Annotated in this window: 19 protein-coding genes and 1 pseudogene; 13 read left to right on the top strand and 7 right to left on the bottom strand. The window is 52.4% G+C overall.

Annotated elements, in window-relative coordinates:
* Positions 1-42 precede the first annotated feature (42 nt).
* Complete coding sequence (locus RC74_RS10420) at positions 43-240, top strand: hypothetical protein (protein WP_062628199.1); 198 nt, start codon at positions 43-45, stop codon at positions 238-240.
* 163 nt (positions 241-403) lie between these two features.
* On the opposite strand, the gene RC74_RS22710 is transcribed toward RC74_RS10420, so the two are convergent.
* Positions 404-901 carry an FAD-dependent oxidoreductase gene (locus tag RC74_RS22710; protein ID WP_052274892.1) on the bottom strand — a complete coding sequence of 166 codons (498 nt, stop codon included), beginning with the start codon at positions 899-901 and terminating at the stop codon, positions 404-406.
* 6 nt (positions 902-907) lie between these two features.
* Complete coding sequence (locus RC74_RS23750; protein WP_417935181.1) at positions 908-1,063, bottom strand: hypothetical protein; 156 nt, start codon at positions 1,061-1,063, stop codon at positions 908-910.
* A 24-nt stretch (positions 1,064-1,087) separates the two neighbouring features.
* Here RC74_RS23750 and RC74_RS10405 point away from each other — a divergent pair.
* Positions 1,088-2,371 (top strand): annotated as a pseudogene (locus RC74_RS10405) (IS3 family transposase).
* A 186-nt stretch (positions 2,372-2,557) separates the two neighbouring features.
* Here RC74_RS10405 and RC74_RS10400 read toward each other — a convergent pair.
* Entirely contained in the window at positions 2,558-3,343 is a 786-nt protein-coding gene (locus RC74_RS10400; RefSeq protein ID WP_039000925.1) for a DeoR/GlpR family DNA-binding transcription regulator, read from the bottom strand.
* A 137-nt stretch (positions 3,344-3,480) separates the two neighbouring features.
* Between RC74_RS10400 and phnD the strand changes: the two genes are divergently transcribed.
* The 6 genes from phnD (at position 3,481) to RC74_RS10370 (ending at position 9,186) form a co-directional block, all read left to right on the top strand.
* Positions 3,481-4,464 (top strand): phosphate/phosphite/phosphonate ABC transporter substrate-binding protein, encoded by a 984-nt coding sequence (phnD, locus tag RC74_RS10395; protein ID WP_039000923.1) that lies wholly within the window; start codon positions 3,481-3,483, stop codon positions 4,462-4,464.
* Between the two features lie 54 nt (positions 4,465-4,518).
* Positions 4,519-5,295: a phosphonate ABC transporter ATP-binding protein gene (gene phnC / locus RC74_RS10390; protein ID WP_039000922.1), complete on the top strand. Its 777-nt coding sequence runs from the start codon at positions 4,519-4,521 to the stop codon at positions 5,293-5,295.
* Positions 5,292-6,086, top strand: a complete 795-nt coding sequence (phnE, locus tag RC74_RS10385; protein ID WP_039000921.1) for a phosphonate ABC transporter, permease protein PhnE — start codon at positions 5,292-5,294, stop codon at positions 6,084-6,086. Before phnC ends, phnE (RC74_RS10385) begins: the two co-directional genes overlap by 4 nt.
* On the top strand, positions 6,083-6,892 hold the full coding sequence (gene phnE / locus RC74_RS10380) for a phosphonate ABC transporter, permease protein PhnE (protein ID WP_039000920.1): 810 nt from the start codon (positions 6,083-6,085) through the stop codon (positions 6,890-6,892). Before phnE (RC74_RS10385) ends, phnE (RC74_RS10380) begins: the two co-directional genes overlap by 4 nt.
* A complete protein-coding gene (locus RC74_RS10375) occupies positions 6,889-7,800 on the top strand; it encodes an HAD-IIA family hydrolase (protein ID WP_039000918.1) in 912 nt (303 codons plus the stop codon). The genes phnE (RC74_RS10380) and RC74_RS10375 overlap by 4 nt, the downstream gene beginning before the upstream one ends.
* A 318-nt stretch (positions 7,801-8,118) precedes the next feature.
* Positions 8,119-9,186, top strand: coding sequence for an IS110 family RNA-guided transposase (locus tag RC74_RS10370; RefSeq protein ID WP_062628198.1), 1,068 nt, complete (start codon positions 8,119-8,121; stop codon positions 9,184-9,186).
* A gap of 55 nt (positions 9,187-9,241) precedes the next feature.
* Here RC74_RS10370 and RC74_RS22160 read toward each other — a convergent pair whose 3' ends face one another.
* Positions 9,242-9,397 (bottom strand): hypothetical protein, encoded by a 156-nt coding sequence (locus RC74_RS22160; protein WP_156477447.1) that lies wholly within the window; start codon positions 9,395-9,397, stop codon positions 9,242-9,244.
* A 557-nt stretch (positions 9,398-9,954) separates the two neighbouring features.
* Here RC74_RS22160 and RC74_RS10365 point away from each other — a divergent pair.
* The 3 genes from RC74_RS10365 to RC74_RS10355 all read left to right on the top strand — a co-directional run bounded on the left by RC74_RS10365 (position 9,955) and on the right by RC74_RS10355 (position 13,469).
* A complete protein-coding gene (locus RC74_RS10365) occupies positions 9,955-10,494 on the top strand; it encodes a cytochrome b (RefSeq protein WP_082802247.1) in 540 nt (179 codons plus the stop codon).
* 947 nt (positions 10,495-11,441) lie between these two features.
* Positions 11,442-11,735 carry a hypothetical protein gene (locus tag RC74_RS10360; protein ID WP_039004655.1) on the top strand — a complete coding sequence of 98 codons (294 nt, stop codon included), beginning with the start codon at positions 11,442-11,444 and terminating at the stop codon, positions 11,733-11,735.
* Between the two features lie 12 nt (positions 11,736-11,747).
* Positions 11,748-13,469: a methyl-accepting chemotaxis protein gene (locus RC74_RS10355; RefSeq protein ID WP_236940059.1), complete on the top strand. Its 1,722-nt coding sequence runs from the start codon at positions 11,748-11,750 to the stop codon at positions 13,467-13,469.
* A 256-nt stretch (positions 13,470-13,725) separates the two neighbouring features.
* On the opposite strand, the gene RC74_RS10350 is transcribed toward RC74_RS10355, so the two are convergent.
* From RC74_RS10350 to RC74_RS10340, 3 genes are all read right to left on the bottom strand, one after another.
* A complete protein-coding gene (locus RC74_RS10350) occupies positions 13,726-14,727 on the bottom strand; it encodes a diguanylate cyclase domain-containing protein (RefSeq protein WP_039004654.1) in 1,002 nt (333 codons plus the stop codon).
* 15 nt (positions 14,728-14,742) lie between these two features.
* The gene (locus RC74_RS10345) at positions 14,743-15,342 is read right to left on the bottom strand and encodes a heme NO-binding domain-containing protein (protein ID WP_039004653.1); all 600 of its coding nucleotides are present in this window, start codon (positions 15,340-15,342) and stop codon (positions 14,743-14,745) included.
* 115 nt (positions 15,343-15,457) lie between these two features.
* Positions 15,458-16,186, bottom strand: coding sequence for an HAD family hydrolase (locus tag RC74_RS10340; RefSeq protein ID WP_039004652.1), 729 nt, complete (start codon positions 16,184-16,186; stop codon positions 15,458-15,460).
* A gap of 141 nt (positions 16,187-16,327) precedes the next feature.
* Here RC74_RS10340 and RC74_RS10335 point away from each other — a divergent pair, with 141 nt between their 5' ends.
* Both RC74_RS10335 and RC74_RS10330 read left to right on the top strand, forming a co-directional pair.
* Positions 16,328-16,783, top strand: a complete 456-nt coding sequence (locus tag RC74_RS10335; RefSeq protein ID WP_039004651.1) for a MarR family winged helix-turn-helix transcriptional regulator — start codon at positions 16,328-16,330, stop codon at positions 16,781-16,783.
* A gap of 9 nt (positions 16,784-16,792) precedes the next feature.
* On the top strand, positions 16,793-19,975 hold the full coding sequence (locus RC74_RS10330) for a reductive dehalogenase (protein ID WP_039004650.1): 3,183 nt from the start codon (positions 16,793-16,795) through the stop codon (positions 19,973-19,975).
* The last annotated feature ends 36 nt before the right edge of the window (positions 19,976-20,011 follow it).

Here is a 20,011-nt window from a genome sequence, read left to right as displayed (position 1 = left end):
GGTCAACTTCCATCCCTAACGCTATTGGAATTTTTTAGCGCTTTGACCAACGTTTCAGCCATCAAAATGCCGCGTTTTGCGCGAATGGCCAGTTCGATGATGCTGCATGGCGGCCACGGACTTGGCATCGAACCGCGGCTAAAGGCCGATAGCTTAGCTCGCCCTAATGTTTTTCCATTGAACAACGACGAAACCAGTCGCATGTCTGTGAAATTCACGTCTTCCAATCTCCTAAATTGATACACAGAGTGACATGGTTGGGTTAAGTAGTTCAAAATAGTAAAGAAGGTCGAGAGCGGGCAATTACCATGGCAACCGGGTTGGAGTTTCTTTTGCTTGAAACGAACTATCTGAAGATGGGATACTCCCCCGAATTAAGTTTTTCGAGGCAATGACAAGCTCCTTAGAATTCCGCTGCGGTCGTCGATTCCTCTGCCAACGCATCGACGATTTGAGGAACAAGGGCCCGTGCTACTCGGGCAGATCCTATCAGTGTCGCCGATGCCGGTCCGGTCCAGTTGCCATAGCCGGCCAACCACACGTGAGGCACTTCTATCGACTGTTGACCGTTAACCTGCACACGACCATCTGCCTCCACGATCCCAAGCGATCTGAGATGATCAGTGGCCGGCTTGAAGCCCGTACACCAGATAACCGTATCAACCTCCTCCTCCGTGCCATCGCCCCAGACAACACCCGTCTTAGTAAATCGCCGGAAAGGTCGTACCGACTTAAGATCTCCTCGTTCTCGTGCAGCCTTGACCGGAGGGACAATCACGATATCCCCAATCGTTGTCGTCGCCTCTTTCTGGAAACCCTCTTTAATGCGTGATGTAGCGCGTGTGAACAGTACATGCCCGTCAACATCATCGGGCAGGAATACCGGCTCCTTTTGTGTCACCCAGAGTTAATGTGCCTGCTCGCTTAGCTCAGCATGAATTTGCGCACCGGAATTCCCGCCGTCAACGACAAGAACACGCTTGCCGGCAAATGGTTTAGGGCTGCGGTACTGAGCCGAATGAAGTGGACCTGTCACGGTTTGATGCCGCTCCTTTGATAGCATTTACTGCAACAAAGGAGACTGAACATCGGACTGAAACGAACAGACGAATTTAGGGAAGATGCGGTGCGGATCGCACTGACCAGTGGGCTTACCCGAAAGCAAGTGGCTGATGGTCTTGGTGTCGGTATGTCGACACTGAACAAATGGATCACAGCGTACCGAGACACGGATGTGGTGTCGAAGGAGGATTTGGGACTGGCTCAGGAGAATGACCGGCTTCGACGTGAGAACCGTATTCTCAAGGAGGAAAGGGACATCCTAAAAAAGGCCACGGTGTTCTTCGCGAGCCAAAAGCCGTGAGGTTTAGGTTCATTCATTGCCCGGCAGTCGATATGCAGTATCGATGAGAGGGGAAGAACACCAATCTGCATTTTCCATTGGACGTATGTGCCATGTCATGAATGTCAGCGCACGCGGCTTACGGGCGTTCCGTAACCGTCCAGCCAGTCGCAGGCAGCGGTCTGATATGGTCACGTTGGCCCACATCAAAGAACAATCCCGTCTCAGTCTTGGCAGCTATGGCAGGCCGCGCATGACTGAAGAACTGAAAGAAGTTGGTTTGGACATCGGGCATCGCCGCGTCGGCCGTTCCCCTCTCATTGATTGCTTTGCAACCAACTGCCGGTCAGTGGATGCGCCAGAACGGCATATCAGTGATCAGAACGCGGAAACACAAGGCAACGACGGACCACTGCCCGGCAGGGTATGCGCAGCATGCCCGAGAGGAGGCAATCATAAGTTCAACATCGCGCCTAACTTACTGGATCGGAACTTTGTCGCTGAGCAACCAAACCAGAAGTGGGCAGCTGACATCACCTATATTTGGACGCGAGAAGGCTGGCTCTATCTTGCTGTGATCTTGGATCTGCATTCGCGCCGAGTGGTCGGTTGGGCTCCCTCTCATCGATACTGCGTTTCGACTGTCGGGCAGTGGTTAGTAACCGAATGAAACGCGATCTGGCCATCCGGGCATTGAACATGGCAATAGCCTTTCGGGCACCACCCAAGGGCTGTATCCATCACACGGACCGGGGCAGCCAATATTGTTCCCACGATTACCAGAAGATTCTGCGCCTGCATGGCTTCAAGGTATCGATGAGTGGCAAAGGGAATTGCTATGATAATGCGGCAGTGGAAACGTTCTTCAAAACCATCAAAGCTGAACTGATCTGGCGCGACACTTGGGAAACCCGCAGGCAGGCTGAGATGGCGATTTTTGAATACATCAATGGGTTCTACAATCCGCGACGGCGCCATTCAGCACTAGGATGGAAAAGTCCCGTCGCTTTCGAACGGAAAGTGGCTTAAACGAGCACTTGGGGCGGCACTAAAGCGCGACAGGTCCAAAGGGTATTTTCCAGGGTCAAGACACCGTCTACACTTTGCAATTTATCTGGGCCCATTCGGATGAGCGTTGATCGCTCATCCGTTTATCATAGGCGCTTGCCTTAGAACTCCACACGAGGCCAAGTTCGTTGTCCTCGTGTGGAGACATCATGAGAGAATGATCTTAATGTTTTGTTTTTTTAGCGCTTGCGCCAATTCTCCACTCGGTTCCCTATCGGTAACTAAGTTTCCGATTTCAGAGATATCCGCGACTTTCAGAAGGTGGCGTTTCCCAAATTTACTACCGTCAATCAAAAAATATTGCGCGCTACTTTGTTCCAGCATCGTACGCTTGACCGACCCAAACCCGTCAATTGATTCGCTCACCCCCATCTCGCCTAACGCAGAGGCACTTAGGTAGCAGGCATCAACATGATAGCGGCGAAGAAACGAGCAGGTCTCGGTGCCGACTAAAGCGGCCTCGTCGTTTAGGTATCGACCTGGAGCCACAATGACATTCACCGAATCTGAAGTGCCCAGTATCATTGCAACCTGTAGGCTGTTGGTTACAACGGTGACCTGTCTGCCAATAATGGCGAGCGCGCGGGCAAACTCCATTGCGGTCGAGCCCGCATCAATCATCAGTGTTTGACCGTCCTTAACCAAAGTTGCCGCTTTATGCGCCAGCTGCTGCCGTTCTTTGACACATTCGCCTTGCCTCTGATCCAGCGCCCGATATGTGCCTGACGCGCAAGGTGACGCGCCCCCATGAGATTTCTGCAAAAGCCCCTGATTGCTTAATTCAGCGATATCCCGTCGCACGGTTTCAGTTGTGACGCCAAACTTTGCCGCAAGGTCCGCGACGCGCACATGCGGCGCTAACCTAAGTTCCAACAAAATCTGTGTGTGGCGGTCGGTTTTTCCCAGATTTCGTAGGTCGCTGTCGCTACTCATGCTCGTCTCCACATTCGCAGAATTGGATATTACCAACTTTATTACTAAAAAATGTTGCAAACTAAAAGCTAAAGTGTTGGTATTCACAACAATCGACCCGCCGATCCTATGCGGGACAACTCTGGGAGGAAAATTACATGCCTAAGGATAAAATTTTTACAGCAGGACTTTTGGCGGCATTTGCCATGACGGGCACGGCTTCGTTTGCACAGGAAGAATGCGCCCAGCGTGGCGCACTGGATGTCATGTATTGCGATGCGGATGGCGATCTTGTCGCAGATGCACCGACAGATCCGAGCGACCTTAAGGATCCGTCAACGCTCGTTTTCGCTTACACACCCGTCGAAGATCCCGCAATTTACGCCGACATCTGGACCCCGTTTATTGACCATCTGGAAGAAGTCACTGGCAAGGACGTGCAATTTTTTGCCGTTCAATCAAACTCTGCTGAGGTCGAGGCCATGCGGTCGGGGCGTCTGCACATTGCAGGTTTTTCAACCGGTCCCACACCTTTTGCGGTGAACCTTGCGGGTGTTGAACCATTTGCCATCATGGGCGCGGACGATGGTCAGTTTGGGTATAGACTGCAGGTCTACACGCAGGCAGACAGCGACATAAAGGAAATGGCTGACCTTAAGGGCAAGCGCGTCGCGCACACATCACCCACATCAAATTCAGGCAATCAGGCCCCACGGGCACTCTTTCCTGATTTGGGCGTCATTCCTGATGAAGACTACGAAGTAACGTATTCCGGCAGCCACGATCAGTCGATGTTGGGCGTTGTCGCTGGCGACTACGACGCAGCACCTGTCGCATCTGAAGTTGTTGATCGCATGGCAGAACGCGGTCTTTACGATCCCGCCGACGTGCGCATCGTTTGGGAAAGCGATCCGTTCCCAACGACATCTTACGGCTTGGCACACGACCTGACACCCGAGTTGAAAGAAAAGATCAAAGAGGCATTCTTTACCTTTGATTTCGTAGGCACGGCACTTGGCGATGAATTCGCTGGGGTGAGCAAATTCGTCCCAATCACCTACAAAGATCAATGGGCAGTTATTCGCCAAATTCAGACCGCAAATGGTGTAGAATACACACCTCAAGGCCTTGCTGCTGAGTGATTTTTTCTGTCGAGGCTGATCCATTGGGTCAGCCTCGCAAATAAGGCTTCAAACATGTTGAAAATTACTGACCTGGTCAAAAGCTACGGCAACGGCGACCCGGTTCTCAAGAACCTCGATCTGACCATTGAGGGCGAAAGCGTTGTGTCCATCATTGGATCATCTGGTGCGGGAAAAAGCACTTTATTGCGCTCCATAAACCAGTTGGTGAAACCCACGTCAGGGTCAATCATTCTCAACGGCACCGAACTCACAAGTTTGAGCGGCAAAAGCCTACGCACCGCACGGCGCAAAATCGGCATGGTATTTCAAGGATTTAATCTTGTTGAACGCCTGACCGTGATGGAAAACGTGCAATGTGGGCGACTTGGATATATTTCAACATGGGCGGCCATGACACGCCGCTACCCCAAAGAAGACATTCGCCGCGCTTATCAACTCATGGAACGGGTGGGCATAGCCCAATACGCCAACACCCGCGCCGACCAGTTATCAGGTGGTGAGCGCCAGCGCGTGGGCGTCGTGCGCGCACTGATGCAAGAACCGGATATTTTACTGGCAGATGAACCGACTGCTTCGCTTGACCCTAAAACCTCTGAGCAGATCATGGGGTTGCTCCGTGATTTGGCGGGTGAACTCAAGCTGCCTGTGTTGATCAACATCCACAACGTGACCGAGGCAAAAGAATACACCGACCGTATTGTCGGCATGCGGTATGGCCGGATCATTTTTGACGACAAACCCGAGATGCTCGATCAGGCGGCAATGGACGAAATCTATGCCGGCAACCCGCATGACGACCGGAGCACCGAAAAGGCGGGCGCGGCATGAGCAGCGGGCGCGACACGTGGACAAAACCCCCATTTATTGCCAACACCGCATTGCGTTGGGCGGTTTATCTTGGCGCAATCGCTTATTTCGGCTGGGTCGGCCTCAACATGCCGATCGACTGGAACCGCGTCGCGGAAGGAATCGGACGTGCCGGTAAAATCTTTGGCGGGGCATTTCCGCCAAGCTTTGAACGCAAAGACTTACTCATCGACGGCTTTCTTGAAAGCCTGAAAATAGCGATCCTCGCCACGGCGGGCGGGGTGCTACTCTCTATCCCTATTGCGTTTATGGCCGCGAGCAACATGGCCCCACGCCCGATCTTTTATTTGGGCCGCGCGATCATAATCATTGCACGTAGCTTCCACCCCGTCATCGTCGCGATCTTATTTGTAAAGGCCGTGGGCTTTGGACCGTTTGCCGGGGTGTTGACGTTGATCATCTATTCTATTGGCTTCGTGGCCAAAATGCTGGCGGAACGGATTGAAGAAATCGATTTTGGCCAAGTTGAGGCGCTGCGTGCCGCCGGTGCACCATACCTACCCACTTTGTTTTATGCGATTTTCCCGCAAATCATGCCGCGCCAGATTGGCCTCACGATTTATCAGTTAGATTCGAACTTGCGGGCGTCTGCTGTGGTTGGACTTGTTGGCGCTGGCGGGATCGGCGCTACTCTTGCCAACGCATTCGGACGATATGACTACGACTTCGCACTGGCGATCACAATCGTCATCGTTGGCGTCATCCTTATATCCGAAGCGATCAGCGGAATCATTCGAAAGCGTATTCAATGACCAGTCTCTCAGAACAATTTGGCCGCGACGAATGGGCTCGCTTCACCGCAAAGCAACGCATGCAACGCTATGCGATCCTCCTCGGGTGCGGCATCGTGATCGCATGGGCGCTCACCTCAATCGAAGTGATATGGCCCTGGGTTTGGGGCGCTCCAGAGCAGATCGGCGACCTATTTGGGCGCATGTATCCACCGGATCCAAGCAATCTTGGCAGCATTCTCAGCGTGCTTTGGGATACGGTGAATATCGCAACATTTGCCACAGCTTTTGCGGTGCTATTGTCCTTGCCTGTCGCCTATATCTCAGCCCAGAACACAACGCCAAACCGCGCCACATTGTGGCTGGGTCGGCTGATACTGGTCACATCGCGGTCGGTGAATACCATCATCTGGGCGCTTCTGTTTGTGGCGATCTTCGGACCCGGTGTTGTTGCAGGGATCATTGCGATCATGTTCCGATCCATTGGCTTCATTGGCAAACTGCTCGGCGAAGCAATCGAAGAAATCGACAAGCGGCCAGTTGAGGCATTAGAGGCCACAGGAGCCTCCCGTTTTAAAGTAATTATCTACGCAATCGTGCCACAAGTCATGCCCACATTCTGGGCAGTCGCCATCCTACGCTGGGATATTAACCTGCGCGAATCTACTGTGTTGGGCCTCGTGGGGGCTGGCGGCATCGGGATCGTTCTGCAAGGTGCAATCGATACGTTCAACTGGCCCGAAGTCGCAACAATCCTCCTCGCAATCATCGTGCTGGTGATTATCGGCGAAGTCGTCTCGGCCTTCTTGCGGCGCCGCATCCTGTGACTGGCGCTTGCGCTATTGATCCGGCCCAAGCATTTGACGCCTACTTGCGCGTGCGCGACCGACTGCCCAAACTGACGGGTGGCGGTCTCGCGCTGCAGGCGTCCTTCATGGATATCGTAGGCCCATACGATCTGATCCTATTCGACGCCTACGGAGTGCTAAATGTTGGTGAGACTGCAATCCCGGGTGCCGCCGCGACGGTCTCCGCATTGCGTTCTGCAGGGAAATCTGTCTCCGTTGTATCGAACTCAGCTGCCTATCCCAAGGCCCATATGATGGCGCGCTACAAAAAGCTCGGCTTTGACTTCGCAGAAACCGAAGTTGTGACCAGCCGCGACGCGCTCTTAAAACATATCGCGATTGAGCCAGAGCGGCACTGGGGCGTGATGCTGAACCCCAAAACAGATTTGGGAGAGCTTGCGGCCCTTCACGCGACCATTCTTACCGACGCACCTGAGGCCTACGATCTGGTCGACGGCTTCCTTTTGATCGGTGCGGATGGCTGGACCGAACAGCGGCAAAACTTGCTGGAAGCCACACTGATGCGCGTCCCGCGCCCCGTCTTCGTGGGCAACCCAGATCTGGTCGCGCCGCGCGAAAACGGGCTGTCCCTTGAACCAGGCTGGTTTGCCCATCGGCTCGTGGAGGCGACAGGTATTTCGCCGGTTTTCCTCGGCAAACCTTTTCCCGAAATTTTCGATTTGACGATGGAACGCTATGCCACACCGATATCACCAAACCGCGTGCTAATGGTGGGTGACACCCTGCATACCGACATTCTTGGCGGGCGTCGCGTTGGGTTCGCAACCGCGCTGATTACGGGCTACGGATCGCTATTAGGTCTTGACGTCGACGATGCCATTGAGATCTCACAAATTGCACCGGACTATATCGTCGAGCACATTTGATCGTTTAGGGGAGTGGGGCTTTCGTCGTATGAAGCAATACTCAACCGCTCCTCGCCCCCATGCTGCCTGTGACGAATCGATACAAAATATGAATTTGGCTAATGATTTCAAACGGATAATAAGAACCCTTAAAACCATCAAATATCATTATCTTTCTGTGAGAACAGACATTTGCGAAGTTGCTGGAAAAAAGCATTAAGGGTTCCGAGCTACCTTTCGCTGAAATGACCACCACGGTCGGCTAATGGGATGTACCGGCTACGCCCCCCATCGGGTTAAACTGTGCTTGTTTCACCCGTTAACAGAGGAGAAGTAGCCATGAATTCGAAGAAGGGAATCAAGATCGAGGCGTTGATGTCAGTTGGTATAGATATCGGGAAGGACGTGTTCCATTTGGTTGGATTTGATCCTGATGGAAATGTTGTTGTGCGCAAAAAGATCAAACGGATGGCGTTGGAAAAGACATTTGAGGAACTGCCATCCTGCATCGTTGGGATGGAAGCCTGTCTTAGCGCTCATTTTGTTAGTCGGGCGCTGCGCAAGATGGGGTTTGAGCCACGGATCATTCCCGCCATCTACGTTAAGCCGTTCAATAAGGGTCAGAAAAACGATTACAACGATGCGGAAGCCATCGCAGAAGCGGCGCTTCGTCCGAATTTGAAAAGCGTTCCAGAGAAGAGCCAAGATCAGCTTGACCTGCAAGCCCTGCATCGGGTTAGATCGCGCTTGGTGTCGCGGCGCACGGCGACGATTAATCAGATCCGGGCGTTTCTGATTGAACAAGGGATCACGGTTCGCAAGGGTCTGCGGGCCCTGAAGAATTCGTTTCTGACAATCCTTGAAGAACGCAAAGATGAGATATCGCCTCGGATGCGCAAGATCCTGATCGGCCTCTACGGTGACTGGATGTGGATGGATGACCGGATCGACGCAGTTTCCACCGAGATCGAGCAGATCAGCCGCGCCGAAGAGAACTGTGTGAACGTCATGACGATCCCGGGCATCGGCCCGATGATTTCCATGGCCATGGTTGCGGCCATCGGTACAGGGGATGCGTTTGATAGAGGACGTGATTTTGCCGCCTGGGTTGGTTTGGTGCCACGACAATACAGTACGGGTGGACGAACCGTGCTGGGCCGGATCTCAAAACCTGGCAGTCGATATTTACGGATGCTGTTTGTGCAGGCCGCCAAAGTGATCCTAATGCGCCCGCATCGCTGGCCGGACTTCAGCTTTGGTGAATGGCTGATCAGAGCCGAGCCCCGCATGCATCGCAACAAACTCGCTGTTGCGCTTGCCAATAAACTTGCTCGAACCGCCTGGAGCGTCCTGCACCACGGCACCACATTCGATGCACCAAGAGACGAGGTTGCTGTCGGAGTTTAACACCCTGCCACGACCCTAAGGAGTTCGCGAAAGATAAAAGCATGGAACGGAAATATTACGCCCCCAGAATCTGACGGCCCAAATGGTCATCATAGGCCTTTCCGCTAATGAGATCACGGTGCGAGCGTAACCCCAATGTGGCCACGACCCGCGTGTCGATCAACAGGCCGGATACATATGAGCGACTTCCGAGAACATGTGAAAAAATCATTTGCAAACAGTAGCCGGTACATACATTGGACCGTAAGTATGCTTGATCTCGCAGCGCTGACTTATGGTCGAATGTGCAACGTATTAAGTTTTCCAACAGCCCTATGACTTCATTCCCAACTGATACCGCTCAAAACCTCAGCGAGCGCCAACGGTCCAGCTGAATGGATTCCCAAAAACCTCGCCCTTCGATTCCAGTACATCCTTCGGTTTCAACGCTTCGTTTAGATCTAAAAACTTTGACTAAGCCGAAGCGAACGTGCGAGAATTCTATCCGTACGGGAAAAATCTGCGCGAAATTATAGCGTGACTGACCAAAAGGAGTTTATCCCAATTTAAGGATACAAACCGCATATACCCCAAAAAGTCACAGATTCGGCCGGGGTGAAAGAGTGCGATTGAACCACTTTGCAAACTGCTACGGTGCACTCGAATGGCCGCTTTTTATAAAGCTCCTCAAGGTTTGTAACCTACAGAAAAAATCCGACAAGATTCTTTGCGACGGAAATGTCTGCCTCGACCGTTTGACATAAAAGCACACTCAAAACGGAATTAATAATGACCACTTTATCAGACAATCCAGATCGCTACGGCCTTGTAAGTCGGATACAACACTGGGGCATGGCGGCTTTATTTTCTGCTCAGTTCATGTCTGCGGCAGCACATTGGGCCCTTCCCCGCGAGAACGCATTGCGTGAAGCGCTTTGGGGTTATCATACTACTTTAGGTACAACACTGTTTCTGCTTGTCCTTCTACGTGGAGTTTGGGGTTTAGTGAACCTGTCCCGACGTCCACCCCATGGCGGGGCGATGGGACAGGCGGTTAAGATTGGTCATGCCTCTTTGTACCTGCTGATGGTGATCGTTCCCGTCTTAAAGCTATTGTCTTATGCAGGCGGCACGCGCGGGTTCAGTTATCTTGGCTTCCAAGTACTCTCTGCGCGCACGACGGAAGTTGCTTGGATGCAGACTCTCGGGGGCTGGCACGGTGAATTGGGTTGGGCTCTTGCGTTTTTGGTTGTCGGACATATTACGATGGCGATCGTCTGGCACCGACTTATCCAACGCGACGATACACTCAAGCGAATGGCTGGATGAGCACAAATAGCTATCAATCCGCCTGCTTACACGAGATGTTCTGATAAGCCCGTTGCGCGACGGTGATTGACTGATCATAACTGACTGTGACGCCCACCAGCGATCGATACGATTTTGATGTAGTTGAACATTATGCTCGCCCTGATGATTTCCAATTGACGCTCGAAAAACCAGTAGCTCGTCTGTGAAATTGAAACCTTCCTATCAGTCCGATCAACGTCGGACACAACCTTGTGAACCTCAGACGGGCCCTGCTTTTAAACAGCGGGCCTGTTCGTTGCAAAGGGATCTTGCTCACCGCAAATTTTACCAGATCGCAAAACAGGAAACTGGGGAGGACAAACAGCAGTAGTAGGCAGCCAGTTTTGGTTCAATGACAGAGATCTTCCCTCCAAGAACCTGCTCCGTAAACGAGGCACGCTTGTCAGTATCAATTCCTGCGTGGCGCAGACGCGCTTCGAATGCACGGCCTACAAGAGGAATTACTTATTTTGACGCGCCGTTTTTCATCACCTTATTTCTTTTCGGCCCTCAACCACCTCTATTCGAATGTGTGGGACTACATCTTCGACGTGACTGACTCTGTGGGAAGCAACATTTTAAAATTGGCTCTAAGGTCCGCGCAGTGGCTAATCGGTCTTCTAAACTCTTTTATTCATATAGCATCGTATTGGTGCAGACGTGGGACACCTACTGCTTTATTTTACTGATACTTACGCAATTGTGGGAGCCCCCTATGGACTACCACCTTTGTGTATTTTATCGCATCAGTGGTTTTGCTTTTGGATTTCAATTCATTGAAATCTGCGGATAAGCTATTTGCGGTACAAAACACCCCTCCAGTGAGAATAGATATAATTCTAAGCAATGTGTTCTGTGAGGCTCACCAGAATTAACGCGCCCTTCAGTCTTTAAATGGCAAATCATAGGCTCGGAATGGAGTTTCTATGGATAGAGTTGCTATTTTTCTAATGTGCGTATTGGGGCTACTTGCGGCACCTGCAGCGGTTGTCCTCTCGGCCCCGGTGACCGAAGGGCAAGTCATGCTGATTGTTGCACCACCGTGGCAGAACGCACAAGACATTATTCTACGCGCAAAGGCCGACTCTGTTGGTCCAAAAACTGCTCCATTTGCAGCCTTCGCAGCCAGCGATACGCCTGGCCTAGAAGCGCGCCTAAAACACGCTGGTGCGTGGGCTGTCCTAGACGGCCAAATAATTTCTCAACTTTGCGGGGCATAAATGACAAATGAAATGAACTCTTTCGCTGAAAGCCAAAACGTCGCTGCAAAATGGATGGCGTACGCTGGTTTCCTTTTCACGGCGGCGAATGTGGCAATAGCTTTTGTTGTTGGATCCAATTGGATGATCGCACTTGGTGCGTCGCTTGCATTTGCGCTCCTTGCACTGCTTTCGCTGCGCGGTTCTCCTGCGTTGGGACGCATTGGCGTGTCGCTCGGCCTTATCGGCCAAGCGATGATCCTGACGGGCATATTTATCGGCCACCCTTGGCAAATTGACAGCCACATGGTCTTTTTTGCTGTCCTAGCAGCCCTCATTGCTCTTTCTGATATCCGCGTCATTCTCATTGCGACGGCTGCGATTATTGTACACCATCTGTCGCTAAGTGTTTTGACGCCAACGCTAATTTATCCCTCCACGGACGTTGTCGCAAATATTGGACGATCTCTCTTCCACGGCCTTGTTGTCGCCATCGAAACCTTCGCCCTCATTATTGCGGTCCGAACACGTCTGGCGCAAAACAAGGACGCAATGGAACGCAATACAGAACTCAGTGCAGAAAAGGCGAAGGCAGAACAAGCGCTTGTCCATGCAAATGAAAGTGCGGCGGCCGCAGAGGCAGCGCACGCCGAGGCACAAGAAGCCCTTGCTAAGGCTGAAGAAGCCATTCGCAATTCGGCTGAACAATCCGAAAAGGCGCGCCAGATAGAAGCAGAAACGCGTGCGACGGAAGCTGAGCAAAGGCAGGCTCAACTTGAACAAGAGCGCATGCAATCCGAAGTAGTTGAAGCATTGCGTGGCGGGCTACAGCGCCTGTCATCTGGCGATCTAACTGCGTCAATTGATATCGTATTCCAGCCTGAATACGAGCAGTTACGTCAGGATTTCAATGAGGCTGTCAGGACTTTGGGCGAGGCAATGATGAACGTTTTAGCCAACGCGTCTCAAATCCAGGGTTCGACAAATGATATTGGCCGAGCCGCGGAAGACCTTGCGCAAAGAACTGAGCGACAGGCCGCAACCCTTGCAGAAACAGCCGCAGGTCTAGATGGATTAACTCAATCTGTTCGGATTGCCGCAGAGGGCGCTAAGCATGCCAATACCCTTGTTTCTAGCACAGTGGAAAACGCTACTCAACGAGGATTTGTCGTAAAAGACGCTGTGGCGGCCATGGGCGAAATCGAAGAGTCTGCAAAACAGATTTCCAAAGTGATCAAAGTAATCGACGATATTGCCTTCCAAACGAACTTGCTGGCTCTTAACGCAGGTGTCGAGGCGGCACGCGCGGGCGACGCTGGGAGGGGGTTTGCGGTGGTTGCAACAGAGGTCCGCGATCTCGCTCAGCGCAGTGCGGCCTCGGCACGCGAAATTAACGAACTGATTTCCGCTAGCTCGCGTCAAATTGAACGCGGCGTTTCTCTTGTTGGAGAAACCGGAAACGTTTTAGAAGCTATCGTAACTTCGGTTTCAGAAATATCAGGACAGGTTTCAGCGATCGCTTCATCAGCCCAAGCCCAATCTGACGGACTTGTCGAAATCAACTTGGCGGTTAGTCAACTTGACCAAGTGACACAGCAGAATGCAGCAATGTTTGAAGAAACCACCGCTGCAACCGTAGATATGCAGAGCCAAGTGAATGAACTTTCTAGAACAACATCCGCTTTCATCACTAGAGACGGCTTAGGAAACACAAACCGGCCAACATCTTCTGCCAGAGTGTCAACGGGAACTTAAACTTGCCACTGAATAATCCTACGGCTTTAGCCAGAGCCTCTCGAGTTTAAGCCGTCTAGCACAGGTTTGGCAACCGACTGCCGCGCGGCGATAAAGAAGTCAGGCGCTCAGCGAAGGCTTTGGGGTTCCGTTTCCACGTGTCGAATGTGGTTGGCTTGCATTGTATTCACGCGCAGTCAGTGTTTACAATACTCGTAGGGGCGAGTGGCGGTGCATAGACTCGTGGACAAGGCACCGAACTGAGACTTTCTTCAATCTACCTGTCTTGCTCGATAAGACAACGCGTTGATGCCAAGTTTGCGAATAATGTGTGGCAAGCGCGTCCTCTATTTTTAGATGCGTAGAGCGCAATATCGGCATCGTTAAGCATGCCTTCAGCATTAGGCATTTCGTAGTTGCTCGATATCGTCGAGCCCAAGCTGCATGAAATTTCGCACATTTGGTCTTTGTATGGAATGGGTTCCTCCAATCGAGAAATAAGGCGATTGGCAATATCTTCCAACCGTTCCTCTCTCGCGAGCCCCTTAAACAGAATGACAAATTCATCGCCACCAACCCGGGCAACAACATCGTCATCACGTGTCTCTTCGTTCAAAATCTCAGCCACACGCAATAGAACCCGGTCACCGGCAGCATGGCCCATATTGTCGTTTACAGCTTTAAAAAAATCCAGATCCATGTTCATCAGCGTAAACGGCTTGCCACTTTTCAAATACCGCGCAAGATAGTGGTCCATGGCGCGCCTATTCTTTAAGCCAGTAAGCGTATCCGTAGCAGCCAATTCTTCGGCTTCATTTTTCTCCCCTTGCAAGCGTTCGTTCAATGCAGAGATCTCGGACATCGCGAGTCCCTTCGCCTCTACGAGATAGAGCATTTCGACGGCCAAATCGGTTGCCGCGAAATCCGCGCTGGTCAATTCAAAGGCTTGAACCGCATCCACAACAGAGATACCGAACGATAAGTTGACGAGAAGATTTTCACTTCCTTCGACTGGAACTGCCAACCCCACCAATTGGATTTTTCGGTGACCGCGCCCCCTCAGATAAAGCTTCTGACCAAGCAGACATCTAAACTTTTCCATTGTCCGGATTGCGCGCGGTCGTGCCAATTCAAACACTTCTAAAAACCGTTTCCCCTCAAGCGTTTCTTCGGAAAAAAGCTTAGCGAGCGTGCCACCTACGTGTAATATATGCCCCGTATGTGAAATCAACGCGTGCATCGGCATAAGGTGAGAGCATTGTTCAAAATCTAGTTTCATTGTTCTATCTTTCACCTAACTAACCCTATCTGCCAAAGTGAACGCGCGCCCTTCTGCAAACGCGCTTTCAAGCACATCGATCGATATGGTTTCAACACCATGCTGGCCACCTTGATGCTCCAAAAGGACAAGGGAGCCGTAATCATCGGCCATTGCGCGCAAAAGCCCAACCATAACGTGGCCAAAATTCGGCCCAAATGCCTGCATATTCGAACTGCAATTCAAACTATATTTTCCGGGCGCATGCTCTCTTAATTCAAGATGAGGTAACTCTAAATCCGAGACCGCCAATCGCGCGCGATCATGCAAATCATCGAGGGAGTGTAGAAACTCTTGAAATGTCGTCCCGCCAAATCGCAATAGCCTTCTCAGCGCCTCGACATTCTTGTGTGAAACCAAATAAGTTCCCAAATCTTCCAGAATTTCCTCGCGATTCCGACGCAATTCCGCTGATAAACTATCCAGTAGAACAAAAGTGCTTTCGTCCGTGTAGGAAAGCATGGTTTCAAAATTGTCGGATTCAAATTCCGCTCGCACAATGACATTGCTCCAGACCTGAGGTCCATAAATGTCGCGTGTAAAACACTGAATAGAACGGTTGATCAATCCGTGCATATGCCACCCCCTTGATTGGTTGTCCAACCGTAAGGGGCGCTTCTTAAGAAATAGCCAAGACTATCCCTAACCGATAAAATTTTCAGAAGATTTCAGAACCCCTGTCGTCGCGAATTCAACTCGCGATCGACACACGCTCCTCCTGTTTGGTTTGATCTTCAAGCCACGCAGGTAAATGCCCGATATGTGGCATTACGACGTCTGCAAAAGGCGCAAGATCCCTTTCCGTCGCGACGCCAGTCAGTACCGCAGCAGTCTTCATTCCAGCCGCACGGCCCGCGCTTAAGTCGTGCCGACTGTCGCCAACCATGACCACGCTGGACGGGTCCAACCCTGTTTTTTGACAGAACCCAAGGCACATGCCCGGCGCAGGTTTTGCCCCATAACCGCTATCAAATCCAACGACATACTCAAAATGCTCTTCGATTTTTGCCGCCCGCAAATGGGCCAGAGCCGGAACTTCGGCATCATTCGTCGCAACCCCGAGTACGAGCCCACGCGCCAATAGCCCTCGCAACAATGGGCCCAATGGCGCTGCTTCGATCATTTCAGCCGTTGCCGTCGAATGATTTATCGATTGAAGAAGGCCTTCTCGACTCGCCCCTGGCAGATGCGGAAGTAGGTCGCTGATGATATCGTCTGGCGTGCCCGCAATAACGCGTGAATCTGCCTTAAAACGGCATTTGTCGATATCAAATCCTAGAGCATCCGCCAAAACGCGTTGCTTTGCCGCGTTTCCTGCGGCCAACTCCTCCAGAAATCGGAGGGTCCATCGTCCCCAGGACGTATGGAAATCGAACAGAGTCCCGTCCTTATCGAATAGGATACCTTTAATGTCGGCCATATCTCCTCCCAAAGAGCGTCTAAAACTTAAGACCTACCGCCTCGTAGTGTCGCGGCATTCTGGTCCTATGACAACCGCCTCATTGCATTTCTTCGAAATACCATCGCTTGACACAGTTCAATTTAATTGACATCGTCAACTATGTTGTCAGAAAAACCTTACCTTCTTCACGCATCTATTGGGTATCAACTAAGCAAAACGGCGCGCCTTCAGGAACGTGGTTTTGAGACTGAGTTGAAATCCCTCGGCCTGACGCGGATTTCGTGGTGCATTCTCCTTGCGGTCCATACCGAATCCCTGCGCAATCCTTCGGCTATTGCCGATTTTGTTGGGATTGATCGCACGGCCACCTCGCGTGCCCTTACCAAAATGGCGCGCGATGGTCTTGTTGAGCGAAATGAAGAGCAGTCAGATGGTCGCCGCGCCTCGGTTCAGGCCACCAAACTTGGACGTACACGCCTAGAAAAGGCGACACAATCTGCGCGCAAAAACGCCGCGCATTTTGAAGCTAAACTGTCTGGGATGGAGCAGGAATCTCTGCGCAGTCTGTTACTTAAACTTCAGTATGGCGAGGGCTCCCCCCTCCCGAATCTATAGGCCTCCCCAATGAGCAAACCTTTTTCTTATGCCAACCGCCCGTTCCATCTTGGCGGCTTCCCCATGGAAAAACTGGCACGAGACGCGCGGCCAATCGATGCAAGCCGTCTTGTGCCGCAAACGGGTTTGTCTTTTGTCGATGCTCCGAAACATTCCATCATTTCCGCGATGCAAGACTATCAAGCGATGCTGGACGCCACCCGCGAAGGGATGGTCAAAAAAGAGATTGCCGAAATCCCAAGTGACCCGTCCGAGCGCTCCAGCCACCTAAAATCCTTCGGATACTTTTGTGATTCAGAGATGGTGTCCGCTTGTGCAATTCCTAAGGACGCTTGGTTGAACACGCCTGTCAAAAATCCAGATGTTGCCCGCCTGACCGCCAAAATTGAAACGATGCAACCCAAGAGTATGGCCGCAGGTGTCGATGTTATCATGGCCGGTCTGCGTGAGTCTTTGCGCGTCCCTCCCGCAGAATGCACACACCACACCCACGCGCTTGTGTTCCTCTATGCCCTGCCACGCACACCACACAAAGGCGAGCAAGGCACCGATTGGATCCAAGGCGCCGAAGCGCAACGCAGCTGCTTACGTGCGGCGGAAACCGCGGTCACCCTTGCGAGCTACATTCGCAGTTTGGGCCATGACGCCCGCGCACATACCGAAGCCGCAACGGACGTCCATTTGCGCCATCTCGCGCTTTGCGCGGGGCTTATTGACAAGGACGGCAACAATCCCTTCCTCGGCAAAGATTTCGCGCTTGCTGTTGTTACCACAACTTTAGAGCTGGCCGGCGACCTGCCCCTTGCAGCCTCCGCAAAGGCCCCCGCGAGTTACACCACAGGATTGGGTCGCCATGCCCAATCTGCCTCTCGCCGCGATCCCTACAGAAAACGTGATTTTGCCATGGGTCCGCACCCCTTCGAAACCCTCAAACGGGTGGACAACCCAACAACCTATATCGACACGCCAAATGTTGCCCGCGTTCCAAAACGCGCCAATCTTTTTGTCCGCGCCCTATTTGGCGACATGGGAAAAAAGGTTCAAGAAGCCGCGAAAAACGGCAATTACGTGCGAAAATCTGCCTCCGCCTTTGCGTTTCGCCCGTCCCTTGGCGCGTTCTTGCTGCTTCAAGATGGCGAAGCCGCGCCGGAACGCGATCCCTCAACCCTTGATCCCGCCCAAAACGCCGCCAATATCAAGGCCGCGCTGTACTTCCTTGGCGTCGACGCTGTGGGCCTTTCCGCCTGCCCTGACTTTACCTATTACAGCCATGATGTGACGGGTACGCCGATCACGCCTTACCATAAAAACGCGATCTCTATGATCGTCGATCAGGGCCACGAGACTATGGAGGGCGCGACGGGCGATGACTGGATCGCCTGCGCCCAAAGCATGCGGGCTTACCTACGGTTTTCATTGCTTGGCGGCGTGTTGGCGGGGCATTTGCGGCGGCTCGGTTATACCGCGCGCGTGCATTCCGTCATGGACGACGAGGTCCTGCACCCGCCGCTCCTCCTTCTATCTGGCCTCGGCGAAGTTTCCCGCATCGGCGAAGTCATCCTTAATCCCTTCCTAGGTCCGCGCCTAAAATCCGGCATCGTCACGACGGATATGCCGATGGCCCACGACAAACCGATCGATTTCGGGCTGCAAAAATTCTGTGAGGCCTGCAATAAATGCGCCCGCGAATGTCCGTCTGGCGCCATCACGGCAGGCCCGAAGGCCATGTTCAACGGCTATGAAATATGGAAAAGCGACAGCCAAAAATGCACGACATATCGTGTTACCAACGAGAAGGGCGCCATGTGCGGGCGCTGTATGAAAACCTGCCCTTGGAACCTCGAAGGCCTCTTCGCCGAGGCTCCGTTTCGCTGGGCGGCGATGAATTTCCCGGCAACCGCAAAAGCCCTAGCAAAGCTGGATGATTTGGTTGGAAACGGCGAAGTCGTCACGGGCAAGAAATGGTGGTGGGATCTTGAGATGCGCGACGATGCGGCCTATCGCGCTCCACTGAACCCCGTGAGTATCCGCCCTTTACAAAAGAACCTTGCTCTAAAATTCGCGGACCAAACCTTGGCCGTCTATCCGGCTCCTCTGGCGCCGCCGCCCTACGCTTGGCCGTTCCCGATGGATCGCGAAGCGGGCATCTCGGCCTATGAAAAAATGATTTCCGCTGAGGAGCATAAAAAACGCCGCGCGGCCGGTCTGCCAACAGAACATATTTACAGCGCCGATCACGGTGACACACCAGTTATGCAATTGGTGGTATCCAAAGTCGAGAAAATGGGTGATCTGGTCACCAAATACGAGTTCTCAGATCCCGATGGACATCCCCTCCCTGCGGCCACGGCTGGTGGGCATATCGATGTCGTTGTCGCGCCGGAATTCTTTCGGCAATATTCCCTTTCAGGCGATCCCGCAGACCGTTCAAAATATCAAATCGCAGTGCTGCGTGAGGACAACGGGCGCGGTGGCTCAAAACTGATGCACCGCATTTTCACGCAAGGACGCCGTGTCTTTGTTTCCAAACCCATCAACCATTTCCCCCTGACAGAAGACGCGCCAATGAGCTATCTTATGGGCGGCGGAATTGGGGTCACTCCGATGATCGCCATGGCCCACCGCCTACACGCGATTGGTCAAAAATTCGCGCTTCATTACAGCTGCTCATCGCGCACCAATGCTGGCTTTATTGCAGACCTCGCGGGCTATCCTTGGACAAAAAACGTCCATTTTCACTTCTCCGACGAAGGAACCCGTGCGGATTTGAGCAAGGTTCTGGCATTCATGGAGGGGGCCCATGTCTACACATGCGGCCCCGAGGCATATATGGCCAGCGTTATAGACGCGGCAGAAGTTAACGGATTCCCCGAAGACACGCGCCATCTTGAGTATTTTGCCGTCCCTGAAACGCCCGATTACGTTAACACTCCCTTCACACTTCGACTCAAAGACGGTCGTGAACTCCCTGTATCGGCGGAAAGCAGCGCATCGGATATTTTGCTCGCTGCGGGCATTCACGTGGACATAAAATGCTCCGACGGCCTCTGTGGCGTGTGTAAGTGCGGCGTCATTTCGGGCGAGATCGAGCACAGAGACTTTGTGCTCTCAAAGGCCGAGAAATCGAGCAGTATCATCCTTTGCCAATCTCGAGCCGCAATCGAAAACGGCGTCATCGAAATTGATCTCTGATCCATGCCCTGCTTAGAAACGGATAGGAAATCAATT

This window comes from Falsihalocynthiibacter arcticus (assembly GCF_000812665.2).
Lineage (GTDB): Bacteria > Pseudomonadota > Alphaproteobacteria > Rhodobacterales > Rhodobacteraceae > Falsihalocynthiibacter > Falsihalocynthiibacter arcticus.
This window is presented reverse-complemented; position numbering and strand designations above follow the sequence as displayed.